Source organism: Amycolatopsis sp. NBRC 101858 (assembly GCF_030269325.1).
Classification (GTDB): domain Bacteria; phylum Actinomycetota; class Actinomycetes; order Mycobacteriales; family Pseudonocardiaceae; genus Amycolatopsis; species Amycolatopsis ponsaeliensis.
Genome location: NZ_BSTD01000006.1, coordinates 518,457 through 533,595 on the forward strand (window position 1 = coordinate 518,457; position 15,139 = coordinate 533,595).

The 15,139-nt window shown below is 71.5% G+C and carries 16 protein-coding genes; 9 read left to right on the forward strand and 7 right to left on the reverse strand.

What is annotated here, in order from left to right:
- Nucleotides 1-36 precede the first annotated feature (36 nt).
- From kstD to QSK39_RS41595, 6 genes are read left to right on the forward strand one after another with little or no spacing between them, the layout of a single operon-like run.
- Entirely contained in the window at nt 37-1,701 is a 1,665-nt protein-coding gene (gene kstD / locus QSK39_RS41570; protein ID WP_285483297.1) for a 3-oxosteroid 1-dehydrogenase, read from the forward strand.
- Nucleotides 1,698-2,834 (forward strand): 3-ketosteroid-9-alpha-monooxygenase, oxygenase component, encoded by a 1,137-nt coding sequence (locus QSK39_RS41575; RefSeq protein WP_285483298.1) that lies wholly within the window; start codon nt 1,698-1,700, stop codon nt 2,832-2,834. Before kstD ends, QSK39_RS41575 begins: the two co-directional genes overlap by 4 nt.
- Nucleotides 2,831-3,088: a hypothetical protein gene (locus QSK39_RS41580; RefSeq protein ID WP_285483299.1), complete on the forward strand. Its 258-nt coding sequence runs from the start codon at nt 2,831-2,833 to the stop codon at nt 3,086-3,088. Before QSK39_RS41575 ends, QSK39_RS41580 begins: the two co-directional genes overlap by 4 nt.
- Nucleotides 3,081-4,112, forward strand: coding sequence for a ferredoxin--NADP reductase (locus QSK39_RS41585; protein WP_285483300.1), 1,032 nt, complete (start codon nt 3,081-3,083; stop codon nt 4,110-4,112). The genes QSK39_RS41580 and QSK39_RS41585 overlap by 8 nt, the downstream gene beginning before the upstream one ends.
- Nucleotides 4,113-4,122: 10 nt before the next feature.
- On the forward strand, nt 4,123-4,971 hold the full coding sequence (gene chsH3, locus QSK39_RS41590; protein ID WP_285483301.1) for an enoyl-CoA hydratase ChsH3: 849 nt from the start codon (nt 4,123-4,125) through the stop codon (nt 4,969-4,971).
- Nucleotides 4,972-5,005: 34 nt separating this feature from the next.
- Nucleotides 5,006-5,461, forward strand: a complete 456-nt coding sequence (locus tag QSK39_RS41595; protein ID WP_285483302.1) for a riboflavin kinase — start codon at nt 5,006-5,008, stop codon at nt 5,459-5,461.
- Between the two features lie 26 nt (nt 5,462-5,487).
- Here QSK39_RS41595 and QSK39_RS41600 read toward each other — a convergent pair whose 3' ends face one another.
- The 6 genes from QSK39_RS41600 to QSK39_RS41625 all read right to left on the reverse strand — a co-directional run bounded on the left by QSK39_RS41600 (nt 5,488) and on the right by QSK39_RS41625 (nt 10,791).
- Nucleotides 5,488-6,039: a DUF5134 domain-containing protein gene (locus QSK39_RS41600; RefSeq protein ID WP_285483303.1), complete on the reverse strand. Its 552-nt coding sequence runs from the start codon at nt 6,037-6,039 to the stop codon at nt 5,488-5,490.
- Nucleotides 6,040-6,127: 88 nt separating this feature from the next.
- Complete coding sequence (locus tag QSK39_RS41605; RefSeq protein WP_285483304.1) at nt 6,128-7,297, reverse strand: lipid-transfer protein; 1,170 nt, start codon at nt 7,295-7,297, stop codon at nt 6,128-6,130.
- Nucleotides 7,294-7,680 (reverse strand): MaoC family dehydratase, encoded by a 387-nt coding sequence (locus QSK39_RS41610; RefSeq protein WP_285483305.1) that lies wholly within the window; start codon nt 7,678-7,680, stop codon nt 7,294-7,296. The genes QSK39_RS41605 and QSK39_RS41610 overlap by 4 nt, the downstream gene beginning before the upstream one ends.
- Complete coding sequence (locus tag QSK39_RS41615) at nt 7,677-8,585, reverse strand: bifunctional MaoC family dehydratase N-terminal/OB-fold nucleic acid binding domain-containing protein (protein ID WP_285483306.1); 909 nt, start codon at nt 8,583-8,585, stop codon at nt 7,677-7,679. Before QSK39_RS41615 ends, QSK39_RS41610 begins: the two co-directional genes overlap by 4 nt.
- Nucleotides 8,582-9,736 (reverse strand): acyl-CoA dehydrogenase family protein, encoded by a 1,155-nt coding sequence (locus tag QSK39_RS41620; protein ID WP_285483307.1) that lies wholly within the window; start codon nt 9,734-9,736, stop codon nt 8,582-8,584. Before QSK39_RS41620 ends, QSK39_RS41615 begins: the two co-directional genes overlap by 4 nt.
- Nucleotides 9,721-10,791 carry an acyl-CoA dehydrogenase family protein gene (locus tag QSK39_RS41625; protein ID WP_285483308.1) on the reverse strand — a complete coding sequence of 357 codons (1,071 nt, stop codon included), beginning with the start codon at nt 10,789-10,791 and terminating at the stop codon, nt 9,721-9,723. Before QSK39_RS41625 ends, QSK39_RS41620 begins: the two co-directional genes overlap by 16 nt.
- Nucleotides 10,792-10,900: 109 nt before the next feature.
- On the opposite strand from QSK39_RS41625, the gene QSK39_RS41630 reads away from it, so the two are divergent.
- Both QSK39_RS41630 and QSK39_RS41635 read left to right on the forward strand, forming a co-directional pair.
- Complete coding sequence (locus tag QSK39_RS41630; protein WP_285483309.1) at nt 10,901-11,749, forward strand: alpha/beta fold hydrolase; 849 nt, start codon at nt 10,901-10,903, stop codon at nt 11,747-11,749.
- Nucleotides 11,750-11,763: 14 nt separating this feature from the next.
- On the forward strand, nt 11,764-12,261 hold the full coding sequence (locus QSK39_RS41635) for a nitroreductase family deazaflavin-dependent oxidoreductase (protein ID WP_285483310.1): 498 nt from the start codon (nt 11,764-11,766) through the stop codon (nt 12,259-12,261).
- Here QSK39_RS41635 and QSK39_RS41640 read toward each other — a convergent pair.
- Nucleotides 12,245-13,630, reverse strand: a complete 1,386-nt coding sequence (locus tag QSK39_RS41640; RefSeq protein WP_285483311.1) for a WS/DGAT/MGAT family O-acyltransferase — start codon at nt 13,628-13,630, stop codon at nt 12,245-12,247. The two genes, QSK39_RS41635 and QSK39_RS41640, sit on opposite strands and share 17 nt — an antisense overlap.
- Nucleotides 13,631-13,695: 65 nt before the next feature.
- Here QSK39_RS41640 and QSK39_RS41645 point away from each other — a divergent pair, with 65 nt between their 5' ends.
- A complete protein-coding gene (locus tag QSK39_RS41645) occupies nt 13,696-14,931 on the forward strand; it encodes an alpha/beta hydrolase (RefSeq protein ID WP_285483312.1) in 1,236 nt (411 codons plus the stop codon).
- The last annotated feature ends 208 nt before the right edge of the window (nt 14,932-15,139 follow it).

Sequence of the window (15,139 nt, forward strand, 5' to 3'; positions counted from 1 at the left end):
TACTCGTCTTGTGGAACACGTTATAGGTGAGGTGGCATGACGGAGCAGTTCGACGTCGTCGTGGTCGGCAGCGGCGCTGCCGGGATGACCGCCGCGCTGGCCGCGGCCCACAACGGCCTGAGCGTGGTCCTCCTGGAAAAGGCCCCCTGTTTCGGCGGCTCGACCGCCCGCTCCGGCGGCGGGGTCTGGCTGCCGGGCAACCACGCGCTGCGTGCCGCCGGGATCGACGAACCACCCGAGCGGGCCCGCGAGTACCTGGCCTCGATCGTCGGCGACGTCGTCCCGGCCGTCCGGCGCGACACGTTTCTCGCGCACGGCCCCGAGGTGCTGAAGTTCGTGTGCGACCACACCCCGCTCAAGTTCCGCTGGGTCCGGAACTACAGCGACTACCACCCCGAAGCGCCCGGCGGGCGCTCCGGCGGACGCTCGGTCGAGCCGATGGCCTTCGACGGCAAGCTGCTCGGCGACGAGCTGGCCCACCTCGAGCCGCCGTACAGCGCTCCCCCGCTCGGCGTGCCCATCACCCAGGCCGACTACCGCTGGCTGAGCCTGCTGGCCCGGCACCCGCGCGGTGCCGTCCGGATGCTGTCGCTCGGCGTCCAGTGGCTCGTCGGCAAGGTCCGCGGGCAGCGGCTGCTGAGCATGGGGCAAGCGCTTGCGGCCGGCCTGCGGGTGGGCCTGACCAGGGCGGGCGTCGAAGTCCGGCTGAACACCCCACTGGTCGACCTGCACATCGAGGACGACCGCGTCACCGGCGTCGTCACCGCGCAGGGAGTCATCGAGGCCCGGCGGGGCGTGATCCTCGCCAGCGGCGGGTTCGAGCAGAACCTCGAGATGCGCGAGAAGTACCAGCGCGCCCCGATCGGCATCGACTGGACCGTCGGCGCGGCCGCCAACACCGGCGACGGCATCACCGCCGGCCTCAAGCTGGGTGCCGCGCTCGACCTGATGGACGACGCCTGGTGGGGCCCGTCCCTGCCGCTCACCGGCGGGCCGTGGTTCGCGCTCGCCGAGCGGTCGCGGCCGCGCTGCATCATGGTCGACGCCCGCGGCGAGCGGTTCGTCAACGAGTCGGCGCCCTACGTCGAGGCCGTGCACGCGATGTACGGCCCCGGGGACGGGCCGGGCGCGCACATCCCGACCTGGCTGGTGTTCGACCAGCGCTACAAGGACCGGTACATGTTCACCGGCGTCGGACCGCGGCAGCCGCTGCCCGGGCGCTGGTTCAAGGCCGGGATCGCGGTGAAGTCGGGCTCGCTGGAAGGCCTGGCCGCGAAAATGGACGTCCCGCCGGAAGGTCTCGCCGCGACCGTCGAACGCTTCAACGGCTTCGCGCGCAACGGCGTCGACGAGGACTTCCAGCGCGGGGTCAGCAAGTACGACCACTACTACGGCGACCCGCGCAACAAGCCCAACCCCAGCCTCGGTCCCCTGGACAAGGCGCCGTACTACGCGGTGAAGATCGTCCCGGGCGACCTGGGGACCAAGGGCGGCCTGCGCACCGACGAGCACGCGCAGGTCCTGCGCGAAGACGGCTCCGTCGTGCCGGGCCTCTACGCCGCGGGCAACGTCAGCGCGGCCGTGATGGGCCGCACGTACGCCGGGCCGGGCGCGACCATCGGTCCCGCCATGGTGTTCGGCTACCTTGCGGCGACGCGGCTGGCGCACGAAGATCAAGGGACCACGGGAGGCGAGCGATGACGCAGGAATCCGTACGCACCATCTACGCCGGTGAGCCGCCGACCCGCTTCGCGCGCGGCTGGCACTGCCTCGGCCTGGCGAAGGACTTCCGCGACGGGAAGCCGCACGCAGTCACGGCGTTCGGCACGAAGCTGGTGGTGTTCGCCGACTCGAAGGGCGACCTGAACGTCCTCGACGGCTACTGCCGGCACATGGGCGGCGACCTCACCCAGGGCAGCGTCAAGGGCGACGAGGTCGCGTGCCCGTTCCACGACTGGCGCTGGAACGGCAAGGGCAAGTGCGTCTCGATCCCCTACGCCAAGCGGGTTCCGCTGCGCGCGCGGACGCGGTCGTGGACGGCGTCCGAGCAGAACGGCCAGCTCATGGTCTGGCACGACCCGGAAGGCAACCCGCCGCCGGAAGAGCTGGCCATCCCGCACATCGAGGCCGCCGACAGCTCCGAGTGGAGCAACTGGACGTGGGACTCGATCTTCATCGACGGCTCCAACTGCCGTGAGATCATCGACAACGTCGTCGACATGGCGCACTTCTTCTACATCCACTACGCCTACCCGACGTACTTCAAGAACGTGTTCGAGGGTCACATCGCCACGCAGTACCTCAACACGAAGGGCCGCCCGGACATGGGCATGGCGTCGAACTACGGCGGCGAGGACAACCTGCTGCGGTCGGAGGCGTCGTACTTCGGGCCGTCCTACATGATCAACAAGCTGGTGAACTCGTTCCAGGGCTACGAGATCGAGAGCGTGCTCATCAACTGCCACTACCCCGTGACGCCGACGTCGTTCGTGCTGCAGTACGGGATGAAGGTCAAGAAGCAGCACGGGCTGACCGACGAGCACGCCGACAAGATCGCGGCCAAGCTGGCCAAGGGCATCGGCGCGGGATTCCTGCAGGACGTCGAGATCTGGAAGCACAAGACCCAGATCGACAACCCGCTGCTGTGCGAAGAGGACGGTCCGGTCTACCAGCTTCGCCGCTGGTACCAGCAGTTCTACGTCGACGCCGCCGACGTCACCGAGGACATGACCCGGCGGTTCGAGTTCGAAGTGGACACTTCGAAGGCCAACGAGGCGTGGGCGGCCGAGGTGGCGGAGAACCTGGCCCGCCAGAAGACCGAGGCGGAAGTGTGACGACCGCCGAGACCGCCGAGTTCCTGTCGGGCGGGCTGCGGCCGCACGAGTGCCGCAGCTGCGGGACGTGCGTGCTGGTGAAGAAGAACAGCATCCAGCACACGAGCATCCAGTGGACTTCGCGCCCCGCCGACAGCTGCCCGGTGTTCGCCGACGCGGACGGTCCGTCGGCGCTCCTCGACACGTGCCCGAAGCTGGCGGACAGCATCGGCGACGCGGTGCGCGACGGCACGCTGGCGGTGGCCGATGGGTGAGCGGGTCTACACGCTGACGGTCGCCGACGTCGTCGTCGAAACGCCGGACGCGCGGTCGGTGGTCTTCGAAATCCCCTCCGAACACGCTGACGCGTTCCGCTATTCGGCCGGGCAGTTCCTGACCCTGCGGATCCCCAGCGACCGGACCGGCTCGGTGGCCCGGTGCTACTCGCTGTCGAGCGCGCCGCACGAGAACCGCGTGCAGGTGACGGTCAAGCGGACCGACGGCGGGTACGGGTCGAGCTGGGTCTGCTCTTCGCTTCGCCCGGGAATGACGGTGGACGTGCTCGCGCCCGCGGGTGTGTTCTGCCCGACGTCGGTGGACGAGGACTTCCTGCTGTTCGCCGGCGGCAGCGGCATCACGCCGGTGATGGCGATCCTGAAGACGGCACTGGAGCAGGGTTCCGGGCGCGTCGTGCTCGTCTACGCGAACCGCGATGAGAACTCGGTGATCTTCGCGGGCGAACTGGCGTCGCTGGCGAAACGCTACGGAGACCGGCTCGTCGTCATCCACTGGCTGGAGAGCGTGCAGGGCCTCCCGGACGTCTCGCAGCTGCGGGGGCTGGCCACGGCGTACACGTCTCACGAGGCTTTTCTGTGTGGTCCGGCGCCCTTCATGGCGGCCGCGCGCGAGGCGCTCGGGCAGCTCGGGGTGCCGCGGGACCGGGTGCACGTCGAGAAGTTCACGTCGCTGACCGGGAACCCGTTCGAAGACGCCCCCGCCGAGGAGGAGCCGGTTTCGGACGAGGCGCCGGCGTCGCTGACGGTGACGCTCGACGGCGACACGCGCTCGATGGCCTGGCCGCGGCAGCGGAAGCTCCTGGACCACCTGCTGGACGCGGGGATGGACGCGCCGTACTCGTGCCGCGAGGGACAATGCAGTGCGTGCGCGTGCCGGGTCGTGTCGGGTGAGGTGAAGATGCTGCACAACGAGGTCCTCGACGCCGAGGACATGGCGGACGGCATCGTGCTGGCCTGCCAGTCGCTGCCGGTCACCGACGACGTCTCGATCAGCTACGAATAGGAGTCCCCGCGTGCCCATCGATCCCGCGGTCGCCATCGGCGCCGAGATCGGCGAGGTGAACTTCGCCTGGACGTCGTCGGACGTGCTGCTCTACCACCTGGCACTCGGCGCGGGCCCGGACGAGCTGCGGTACACCTACGAGCAGGACCTGGTGGTGCTGCCGACGTTCGCGACGGTCGCGGCGAACCTGCGCGTGTTCGACCCGCCGGCGGTGTCGTTCCCCGGGGTCGAGATCGACCTGGCGAAGGTGCTGCACGGCAAGCAGGAGATCACCCTGCACCGGCCGATCCCGACGTCGGGGAAGGCGGTGGCCCGGTCGCGGATCGCGGACGTCTTCGACAAGGGCAAGGCGGCGGTCGTGGTCCAGGAGGTCGCGGTGACCTCGTCGTCCGGCGATCCACTGTGGACGGCCCGGTCGAGCATCTTCGCCAGGGGCGAAGGGGGTTTCGGCGGCTCGCGGGGTCCGTCGGACCGCGTCGAGTGGCCTTCTCGTGAGCCGGACTTCGTCTTCGAGACGCCGACGCTGCCGCAGCAGGCGCTGCTGTACCGGCTGTGCGGGGACCGGAACCCGCTGCACGCGGACCCGGCGTTCGCGCTCGCGGCGGGTTTCGACCGGCCGATCCTGCACGGGCTGTGCACGTACGGGATCGTGGCGCGCGTCCTGGTGAACGAGTTCCTGGACGGCGACCCGGCGCGAGTGGCGTCGTTCGCAACGAAGTTCGCCGGTGTGGTGTTCCCGGGCGAGATGCTGCGGATCCGGGTGTGGCGAGACGACGGCCGCCTGCTGGTCACGACGACGGCCGTCGAGCGGGACGACGCGCCGGTGCTGGCGGACACGGTGCTGGTGCCCACTTCGTGAGAACGTCCCGGCCGTCGCCCGCTACCGTGGAGGGGTGACTTCGGAATATTTCGTGGTGCGGGGCACGGTCGAGCCGGGCGACCAGCGAGGCCGTGAGCTGGGCTTTCCCACGGCGAACATCGCGCTGGGCGACCAGTCCGGCTCCGTGGGCGACGGGGTGTGGGCGGGCTGGGTGGGCCGTGAGGACGGCTCCCGCATCCCGGCGGCGATCTCGGTCGGCCGCCGCCCGACGTACTACGGAGCGGACGGCTACCGGCTGCTGGAAGCCCACCTGCTGGACTTCACGGGCGACCTGTACGGCGAGACGCTGGTGGTGTGGCTGGGCTCGCACCTGCGCGACCAGCAGGCGTACGCGTCGGCGGAGGACCTGATCACGGCGTTGAAGAACGACATCGCGGCGGCAGCCCAGTGGACGGCCGCCCACCCGGCCGCCGCGCTGCCGGACCCCGGCGAGCCCCCATTGGGCGAGGTCCGCCGCATCGAGGGCTGAGTGGTCTGCGCAGCCGGTCGTGAGCCTCACAAAGCCGAGGCCAGCAGCAGGTACCCCATCCCCGCCCCCATCACGGCCCGGCACACCGCGCGCGAAGCCTGCCCTGGGCCGGCCGCGGCCACCGCCGACCCGCGCACCACCAGCACCCCCGTCCGCGCCGCGTCCACCACGAAATAGCCCGCCGCCGCCACCGCGACCAGCGGCAACGCCAGCCGGGCGTCCATCGTCGCCATCGTCAGCCACGGGCCGTGCGCCATGCCCGCGTGGGGCATCGCCGTCACCATGTAGAGCATCGCCGCCGCCGAGAGCGCGTGGTGCGCGCACCCCGGCCGGCCCCTCCACCACGCCACCGCGAACCAGCCCGCCGTCAGCACCAGGACCGCCTGCCAGCCCGCCGCCGGGATCGGGCCGCCGACCGGGGACAGCATCGCCACCATCGCGACCACCAGCAGCAGCTCCGCCAGGTCGCCGTGCCGGACGCCGTGGCCCAGCCGGACGTAGTCGAGACGGACCAGGCGCAGCACGCACGGCAGCGCCAGCACCGCGAACACCGCGGTGAGCGCCCAGTCGACGACCATCGCGAGTCGGCCTCACTCTCCGTCGTGGGTGGTGTCTCCACCGTGACACCCACGACGGCCGGGCACCAGCCGTCAATGAGGTGACGCCTCAGTCACCCGTCAGGACGAGGCCGCTCGTCGGCACGCCCGTCCCCGCCGTCACCAGCACCCGCGACGCGCCGGCGACCTGGTTGACCGCCGTGCCGCGGATCTGCCGGACGCCCTCCGCGATGCCGTTCATGCCGTGGATGTACGCCTCGCCGAGCTGGCCGCCGTGCGGGTTCAACGGCAACGCGCCGTCGAGCTCCAGCGCGCCGTCGGCGATGAAGTCCTTCGCTTCGCCGCGGCCGCAGAAACCCAGCTCTTCCAGCTGCATCAGCACGTACGGCGTGAAGTGGTCGTACAGCACGGCGACGTCCACATCGGACGGTCCGAGCCCGGACTGGTCCCACAGCTGCCGCCCCACGACGCCCATCTCCGGCAGCGCGGCCAGGTCGTCGCGGTAGTAGCTGGTCATCACGTACTGGTCCGGCCCGCTCCCCTGCGCCGCCGCCGCGATCACCGCCGGTGCCTGCCCCAGATCGCGAGCCCGTTCGACACTGGTGACGACCAGCGCCACCCCGCCGTCGCTCTCCTGGCAGCAGTCGAGCAGGTGCAGGGGCTCGGCCACCCAGCGCGACGACTGGTGCTCCGCCAGGGTGATCGGCCGCTCGTGGAACCACGCGTTCGGGTTGGTCGCCGCGTGCTTGCGGTCGACCACCGCGACCCGGCCGAAGTCTTCGCTCGTCGCGCCGTAGTCGTGGAGGTAGCGCTGCGCGACCATGGCCACCGTCGCCGCCGGCGTCGCGATGCCCATCGGGTAGTGGAACGCGTTGTCGACGCCGGACGAGTTGACCTGCCCGGCCGCGGCCGAGGACACCTGGCCGAACCGCATGCCCGAGCGTTCGTTGAACGCCCGGTAGGCGACGACGACGTCCGCGACGCCGGTCGCCACCGCCATCGCCGCCTGCTGCACGGTCGCCGCCGCGGCGCCGCCGCCGTAGTGGATGCGGCTGAAGAACTTCAGTTCGGGAATCCCCAGTTCCCGCGCCACCGCGATCTCCGCGTTGCCGTCCATGGTGAACGACACCAGACCATCCACATCGGACGCCGAAAGTCCCGCGTCCGCCAGGGCGTGGGAGATGCATTCGGCCGCCAGCCGCAGTTCGCTGCGCCCGGAGTCCTTCGAGAACTCCGTCGCGCCGATCCCGGCGATGGCGGCCTTGCCCGAGAGCGTCACGGCAGCGTCACCTCCACGGTCCCGGCGACGTGCTCGCCGAGCGAGTCCACTCCGGACACCGACACGACGACGTCGTTGCCTTCACGCGAGACCACCCGGCCGGTGAACGTCAGCGTGTCGTAGGCGTAGCACGGCACGCCGAGCCGGATCTTGATCGACCGGATCAGCGCCTCCGGCCCGGCCCACGCCGACACGAACCGCTGCACCAGGCCGGTGTCGGTGAGGATGTTGAGGAAGATGTCCTTCGACCCGCGCGCCACCGCCGAGTCGCGGTCGTGGTGCACGTCCTGGAAGTCGCGGGTGGCCAGGGCCGTGCTGACGACGAACGTCGGCGTCGCCTCGATCGTCAACGGCGGCAGCTCGGTCCCTTCGGCGACGGTCATCGCGCCACCTTCCAGGCCGGCAGCGTCAGGTCGTCGTCCACGCGGACGAACGCCGCCACCACCGGAAGTCCGATGTGGACCTCTTCGGGCAGGGCGTCGAGCAGCTCGGCCATCACGCGGACCCCTTCTTCCAGCTCCACCAGGGCCACCACGAACGGGAGATCCTTGCCGGGCACCGGCGGGTGGTGGTGCACGACGTACGAGAACACCGTCCCGCGGCCGCTGGCGACGACGTAATCCGGCTTCGTGTCCAGCGAGCCGTCGGGCGGCATCGGCCCGGGCGGGTGCCGCAGCGTCTCGCCCCAGCGCTGGATCCGCAGCTCGCCTTCCTTCAAGCCGTCCCAGAAGAACTCGGTGTCACGGCTGATCACCGGCCGCAGCACCGGCGCGGGCGGCGGTTTCGGGGCGGGCGGCCGGAACTTGAGGACGCGGAACATCATCTCCGCGACGGCTTCGTCCTCGACGTACCACCGCGCGCGCGTCGTGACGAACCAGCCCTCCCCCAGCGCGGTCTTCTTCGGGCCGACGACGCTTTCCAGCGCCGTCCGCACCTCGACCTGTTCGCCGGGCCGCAGGTAGCGGTGGTAGGTCTGCTCCGAGTTCGTCGCGACGACGGACGTGAACCCGGCTTCGTCCAGCAGCTCCATCATCAGGCCGAGCGGGTCGTCGGAGCCGCGCAGCGCGTTCAAGCCGCCCATCGTCCACACCTGGGCCATCGCGGGCGGCGCGACGAGTCCCTTGTGGACGCTGTGCGCGGCGAACTCCGGGTCGGTGTAGACGGGGTTGCCGTCCCCGATCGCCTCGACCCAGTTGTTCACCATGGCCTGGTTCACCGGGTCGCGCGCGAGGCGCGGCGCGCACTCGCCGCGGGCGGCGATCTCGGCGGCGGTCTCTTCGATGGTCATCGCGGCACCCTCGGCAGGCCCAGGCCGATCGAGGCGATCAGCTCCCGTTGGATTTCACTGACCCCGCCGCCGAACGTCAGCACGATGTTGCGCTTCGCGGCGACGTCCAGCCATTCCGCCAGCTCGGCGGTGTCCGGGTCGGCCAGGTCGCCGTGGCGCCCGACCAGCTCTTCGAGGTTCCGGCCGATGCGCTGGATGACCTCGGAGCTGAACACCTTGGTCGCCGACGCGTCGGCGACGGTCACCGGCGCGCTCGCCGAGGACACCGCGACCTGCCAGTTCAGCAGCTCGTTCACCCGCGTCACCGCCATGGCCTCGGCCAGCACGGCCCGGACGTCGGCGAGGTCGAGCAGGCCGCGGGCGGCGGCCCAGGCGCGGACGCGGTCGTACAGGCCGCCGATCCGCCCGGCCGGGCCGAGCATGACGCGCTCGTGGTTGAGCTGCGTCGTGATCAGCCGCCAGCCCTCGTTCTCCTTGCCCACCAAGCGGTTCACCGGCACGCGGACGTCCGAATAGTACGTCGCGTTGACGTGGTGGGCGCCATCGCACGTGATGATCGGCGTCCAGGAGTAGCCGGGGTCGCTCGTGTCCATGATGAGGATCGAGATGCCCTTGTGCCGCGGCGCGTCCGGCGCGGTCCGCACGGCGAGCCAGATGTAGTCGGCGTCGTGGCCGCCGGTGGTGAAGATCTTCTGGCCGTTGACGACGTACTCGTCGCCGTCGCGCACCGCCGTCGTGCGCAGCGCCGCGAGGTCGGTGCCGGCCTCCGGCTCGGTGTAGCCGATCGCGAAGTGGATCTCGCCGGCCAGGATCTTGGGCAGGAAGAAGGACTTCTGCTCGTCCGTGCCGTACTGCTGCAGCGTCGGCCCGACCGTCTGGAGCGTCACCGACGGCAGCTGGACGTCGGCACGCACGGCCTCGTCGACGAACAGGTGCTGTTCGATCTCGCCGAAGCCCTGCCCGCCGTACTCGACCGGCCAGCCGACGCCGAGCCGGCCGTCGCGGCCCATCCGCGCGACGATCTCGCGGAACACCGGCCCGTGCCGCTCGCGCAGCATGGCCTGGCGTTCCTCGGGGCTGATCAGCCCGGCGAAGTACTCGCGCAGTTCGGTGCGCAGCGCTTTCTGCGCCGCGGTCAGTTCGACGTGCATCCGCGCACCCCCGCCACTCGTTCGCCGAGCCTGCCGAGCCGGTGCGCGGCGCCGCCGAGCGCCCGGCCGAGGTCCTTCACCGCCGATGAATACCGGTGCAGCGGATAGGTTTCGTCGACGCCGACCCCGCCGTGCAGGTGGTGGCAGGTCGCGAGCGCCTTGGGTGCCTCTTCGGCGAACCAGTACGCCGCGATGTCCAGTTCGGCGTCCGCGTCCAGGCCGGCCGCGAGCCGCCACACCGCCGACGTCACGGCCAGGTGCACGGTCCGGGCGGCGACGTAGACGTCGGCGATCTGGCCGGCCACCGCCTGGAACGCCGCGAGGGGCCGGCCGAACTGGGTGCGTTCGCCGACGTGCTTCACGGTGAGGGCGAGAGCGCCGGCCAAGAGGCCGTCGCCGACCGCCAGCGCGCCCGCGACCGCGAGACGGTGCAGTGCCTCGACGGCGCCGCGGTCGAACAGGAGGTCCGTCTCCTCGACGGCGACGTCGTCGAGGCGCACGGTGTACTCCGGCGCGCCGGCCGAGGTCGGCGTCCGGACGAGCGTGACGCCGTCGGCGTGCGGGTCGACCAGGTAGACGGCGGTGCCGTGCGGAGTGGACACCGGCGTGAGGATCCTGGTGGCTTCGCTCGCGTACGGCACGGCGGTCTTCACGCCGGTGAGGACCCAGCGGCCGCCGGCGGCCCGCGCGGTCGTCGCGGGCTCGGCGGCGAGCGGGGCAGACGGCTCGTGCAGGGCCGCGGTGAGCAGCGCCTCCCCCGCCGCGACCGGCGGCAGGAGCTCCGCGCGCTGCTGGGGCGTGCCCAGCGTCTCGATCGGCAGGACCCCCAGCGCCAGTGCGGCGTAGGCGGGCACCGGCTCGGCGGCGCGGCCGACCTCGGTGAGGACCTGCGCGATCTCCGCGATGCCCAGGCCGTCACCTTCGAGTTCGGGCGGCAGCGCGAGGGCGAGCAGGCCCGACGACGCGAGTGCGCGCCACGGGTCGTCGACCGCGCCGAGCACCTTCGCGGCGAGGGCGGCGATCTCCGTCTGCGTATCGTCAAGGGTGAAATCCACGCCTGTCCTCCGGATCGGCGCAATACTGAAACCTGTTCTAGTCTTAACCGGAAAGCGCCGGTACGGCAACCCCTCTGGGACGAGCTTCAGCGGAGGACCATCAGTGGCGGTGACCGAACCGGGCGGCGCGCGCCGGCGCCGGCGGATCACCGTGCCGCCGACCGCGGGCGTGCCCGACCCGGTCCCCCTCGACCTGCCCGGGCGCGGCCGGACCGTGGTCACCGACGTCGGCCCGCGGGACGCGCCCGCGCTCGTCCTGCTGCACTCGGTGGCCTGCACGGGCTTGCTGACCTGGTATCCGGCGCTCGACCGGCTGGCCCGCGACCACCGCGTCGTCGTGTTCGACCAGCGGTGGCACGGCCGGGGCATCCGCTCGCCGGAGTTCCGGCTCGCCGACTGCGCCGGAGACGTCACCGCCGTGGCGGACGCGCTGGGCATCGGGCGGTTCGCGCTCGCCGGGTACTCGATGGGCGGGATGGTCGCCCAGCTCGTCGCCCGCGCCGAACCAGAACGTGTTACCGGATTGGTGCTCTGTTCGACCGCGAGCAACTTCCGCCGCGGGCTGCGCCAGAGCGTCGCGCTCGACGTGTTCGGCCGCACGCTGCAGCGGCTGCGCGAGCGCGTGCAGCCGCCGGCCGTGCCCGCCATTCCGCGGGAGCGCGTACAGGACTATCGGTGGGGCCTGCGGGAGTTCCGGTCGACCACGCCGTGGGAGGTCGCGGTCGCCGTCGACGAGATCGGCCGATTCGACTCGACGCGCTGGCTGTCCACGCTGCGGCTGCCCGCGGCGGTCGTCGTGACCACCCGCGACCGGTTCATCGCCCCCGACCACCAGCGGTCGCTGGCCCGCCGCATCCCCGGCGCGGCGACCTACGAAGTCGCGGCCGGGCATGCCGCCTGCGTGCTCGCCGCCGACCGCTGGGTGCCCGCCCTGCTCGCCGCGGTCCACTCCCTTTGAGGAAGGAACTCACGATGGGACGCTTCAGCCTGCCCGACGAAAAGCCCGGCGGCCTGGACTCGCCGGTGACGGCGAAGGTCATGAAGTACGGGGCGAAAGCCCAGGTGGCGGTCTTCAAGCTGACCGGCGGCCGCGTCGGCGGCACGTGGCGGATCGGGGCCGGCTTCCGCAAGCCGGTGCCGACGCTGCTGCTGGAGCACCGCGGGCGCAAGTCCGGCCGGCTGTTCACGACGCCGCTGCTCTACCTGCGCTCCGGCGAGGACGTCGTCATCGTCGGCTCCCAGGGCGGGCTGCCGAAGCACCCGCAGTGGTACCGCAACCTGCTGGCGCACCCCGAGACCCGCGTCCACCTCAAGGGCCGGCGCGATGTGCCCGTCACCGCGCGGGACGCCTCGCCGGACGAGCGCGCCGATCTCTGGCCGAAGCTGGTGGAGCTGTACGCCGACTTCGCGAAGTACCAGGCGTGGACCGAGCGGGAGATCCCGGTCGTGGTGCTCAGCCCGCGGCCTTGAGCAGCTCCGCGAGGGCCTCCGGGAGCGCGTCGGCGAGCGGCCACAGGTCCTTGACCAGCTCGCGCGCGCCGAGCAGGCCGACGTGCAGCTTGCCGGCGTTGGACAGCACGGTGACGTTCAGGCCGGCGCCGTGGAAGACCGGGCCGAGCGGGTAGAGGCCGGTGATCCGCGCGCCGAGCAGGTACAGCGGCATCGGCGGCCCGGGCACGTTGGAGACGACCAGGTTGTGCACCACCGGGTGCTTCTCGGCCAGCCGCAGCGCGGAGTACGCGCGCACGGCGAGCCCGAACGCCGTCGCGGCCGAGAACTGCGCCCAGTCCTGCAGCATGTCGGCGTCGATGTCGTAGTGGTGGTCCTTCGAGAGCCGGTTGGCCTCGGCGAGGAAGAACACCCGCGCGGCCGGGTCGGCCAGGTGCGTCGGCAGGGAGGCGAAGAACGCGGAAACCTTGTTGCTGCCGTGGTCGCGCTCGGTCCGGTCGTGCACCGAGACCGGGACGGTCGCCACCAGGGGGTCTTCCGGCAGCTCGCCGCGCGCTTCGAGGAAGTCCCGCAGCGCCCCCGCGACGAGCGCGAGCACGACGTCGTTGACCGTGACCCCGAAGGTGTTCTTCACGTCCTTGACCTCGCCGAGGTCGAGCTGGGCGAACGCGACGCTGCGGTGGCCGGTGATCGTGCCGTTCAGCGACGTCCGCGGCGCGGTGAACGGGATCGGCATCCCCTTGCCCTGCAACGCTTTCCCGAGCCACCGCGGCACCAGGCCCAGCAGGTCCGGCAGCAGCCGCACGATCTCGGCGGGGCGTTTCGCGAAGCTTTCGACGCCGGTGCGGAGCAGGTTCAGCGGCGAGGGCATCGCCGGGTTGCGGGGTTCCTCGATCTCCGGCGCCGGCGCGTCCGGCTCGAGCCCGGCCAGGTAGGTGATCAGGCTGGCGCCGCTCACGCCGTCGACGCTCGCGTGGTGCATCTTCAGCAGCACGGCGATCTGGCCGTCGGCGAGGCCTTCGATGACGTACAGCTGCCAGAGCGGGTACGAGCGGTCGAGCTGCTGCCCGGCGATGTGCGCGCAGAGTTCGGCCAGCTCGGCGCGGTCGCCGGGGGCCGGCACGCCGATCCGGTGCACGTGGCGGTCGAGGTCGAAGTCCTCGTCCTCGACCCACACGGGATGCCCGATGTTCCAGAGTGGATTGTGCAGTTTGCGGCGGAAAGCCGGAATCATCCGGACGCGTTCTTCGAGCTTCTCTTCGAGCTTCGCGAAGCTGTAGCCGCCGGGGACGGTCGAGCCGTCGAGGGTCATCAGCCCGCAGACGTGCAGGACCTGGGCCGGCGTCTCGAGGTACAGGAAGCTCGCGTCGAGGCCGCTCAGTCTCTGCATGCCGATCAGCGTAAGCCACTTCCCGTGAGCGGCGCGCTACACTACTCGCCGGTATCATCGCGCTGGTGCAGCCGAATTTCCTGATCCGTCGCGCGGTCCAGCTCGGCCTCACCGCGAACGCGCTCCGCCCGTTGCGAGCCCGGTCCACGACCATCCCGGCGTTCTTCGCCGGCTGGCTGACCGGAGAGCTCGCACCCCAGTTCCTGGCGTTGACGGCGGCGGACGCTGCGGTGCACGTAGCCCGGCACGGCGTCCGCGACCGCTCGACGCAGGCCGGGCTCGCGATGGCCGCCGCGTCCGCCGCCGGGCTGGCCGCGCTGATCCGGACGGGTCACGGAGCCCGCGAGGAGATCGAGGGGGCGCTGACGGCCGCGTTGGGCGAGGACTACGCGGAGGGGCTGGGCCGTTCGGACCTGGGGCTGCCGTGGGGCGAGCTGGCGCTGCCGTTCCGGATGGGCGCGCCGGACGTGCGGGTCGACCGCAACATCGCGTACGCCCCGGGCGGCAAGCGGTTCCTGCTGGACGTGTACCGCCCGTCGTCGCCGGTCACCGGGGCGCCGGTGCTGCTGCAGGTCCACGGGGGCGCGTGGGTGATCGGCAACAAGGAGGAGCAGGGCAGGCCCCTGATGCGCTACCTCGCCCGCCGCGGCTGGGTGTGCGTGGCGATCAACTACCCGCTGTCCCCGGCACACCGCTGGCCGGCGCACATCGTGGCGGCGAAGCAGGCACTGGCGTGGATCCGTTCTTCGATCGCCTCGTACGGCGGCGACCCGGACTTCGTGGCGGTGACGGGCGGTTCGGCAGGCGGCCACCTGTCGGCGCTGCTGGCGTTGTCCCAGAACGACCCGGCGCTGCAGCCGGAGTTCGAGGACGTCGACACGAGCATCCAGGCATGCGTACCGCACTACGGGGTGTACGACTTCGCGGCGACGTCGGGATCGCGGGAGAGTCAGTATCGGCTGGAGAGTTTGATCGCGCGGCGGGTGTTCGCGGCTGATCGTGATCCGGTACAGCATCTCGACGACTACATCGCGGCATCTCCCCTGGACCGGATTTCCTCGGAGGCACCACCGTTTTTCGTGATCCACGGGCGGGATGATTCGCTGGTGCCGGTGGGTGAGGCCCGGGAGTTCGTGCGGCGGTTGCGGGAAAAGTCTCAGCAGCCGGTGGCTTATGCGGAGCTGGCTGGGGCCCAGCACGCGTTCGACGTGTTCACGTCGGTACGGAGTGCGCATGTGGTGCGGGGCGTGGCGCGGTTCTTGGACTACACGTACAACGCTTGGAAGGCTGAGAACCACTAGCCGGCGGCCGCTCGGCAGACGGGCGGGCCGGCCGCCGCGGCCGGCCGCGGTCGGGGGCCAGCGGGACGGACCTGCCGCGGCGGGCAGCCCAAGGCCCCGAGCTGCCGGGGTACCGGGCGACCGCCGCGCCGCCGGGCGCCGAACCGCCAGGCTGCGGGCCACCGGGCCGCCAGGCCGCCGAACTGCCGGGGCCGCCGGGCCGCCGCAC

Coding starts and splice junctions, on each gene's coding strand:
- QSK39_RS41600 (WP_285483303.1), bottom strand. CDS start 6,039: ATGGTCGTCGACTGGGCGCTCACCGCGGTGTTCGCGGTGCTGGCGCTG.
- QSK39_RS41585 (WP_285483300.1), top strand. CDS start 3,081: ATGGGTGAGCGGGTCTACACGCTGACGGTCGCCGACGTCGTCGTCGAA.
- QSK39_RS41610 (WP_285483305.1), bottom strand. CDS start 7,680: ATGACCGTCGCCGAAGGGACCGAGCTGCCGCCGTTGACGATCGAGGCG.
- QSK39_RS41640 (WP_285483311.1), bottom strand. CDS start 13,630: ATGCAGAGACTGAGCGGCCTCGACGCGAGCTTCCTGTACCTCGAGACG.
- QSK39_RS41615 (WP_285483306.1), bottom strand. CDS start 8,585: ATGACCATCGAAGAGACCGCCGCCGAGATCGCCGCCCGCGGCGAGTGC.
- QSK39_RS41635 (WP_285483310.1), top strand. CDS start 11,764: ATGGGACGCTTCAGCCTGCCCGACGAAAAGCCCGGCGGCCTGGACTCG.
- QSK39_RS41575 (WP_285483298.1), top strand. CDS start 1,698: ATGACGCAGGAATCCGTACGCACCATCTACGCCGGTGAGCCGCCGACC.
- QSK39_RS41620 (WP_285483307.1), bottom strand. CDS start 9,736: ATGCACGTCGAACTGACCGCGGCGCAGAAAGCGCTGCGCACCGAACTG.
- kstD (WP_285483297.1), top strand. CDS start 37: ATGACGGAGCAGTTCGACGTCGTCGTGGTCGGCAGCGGCGCTGCCGGG.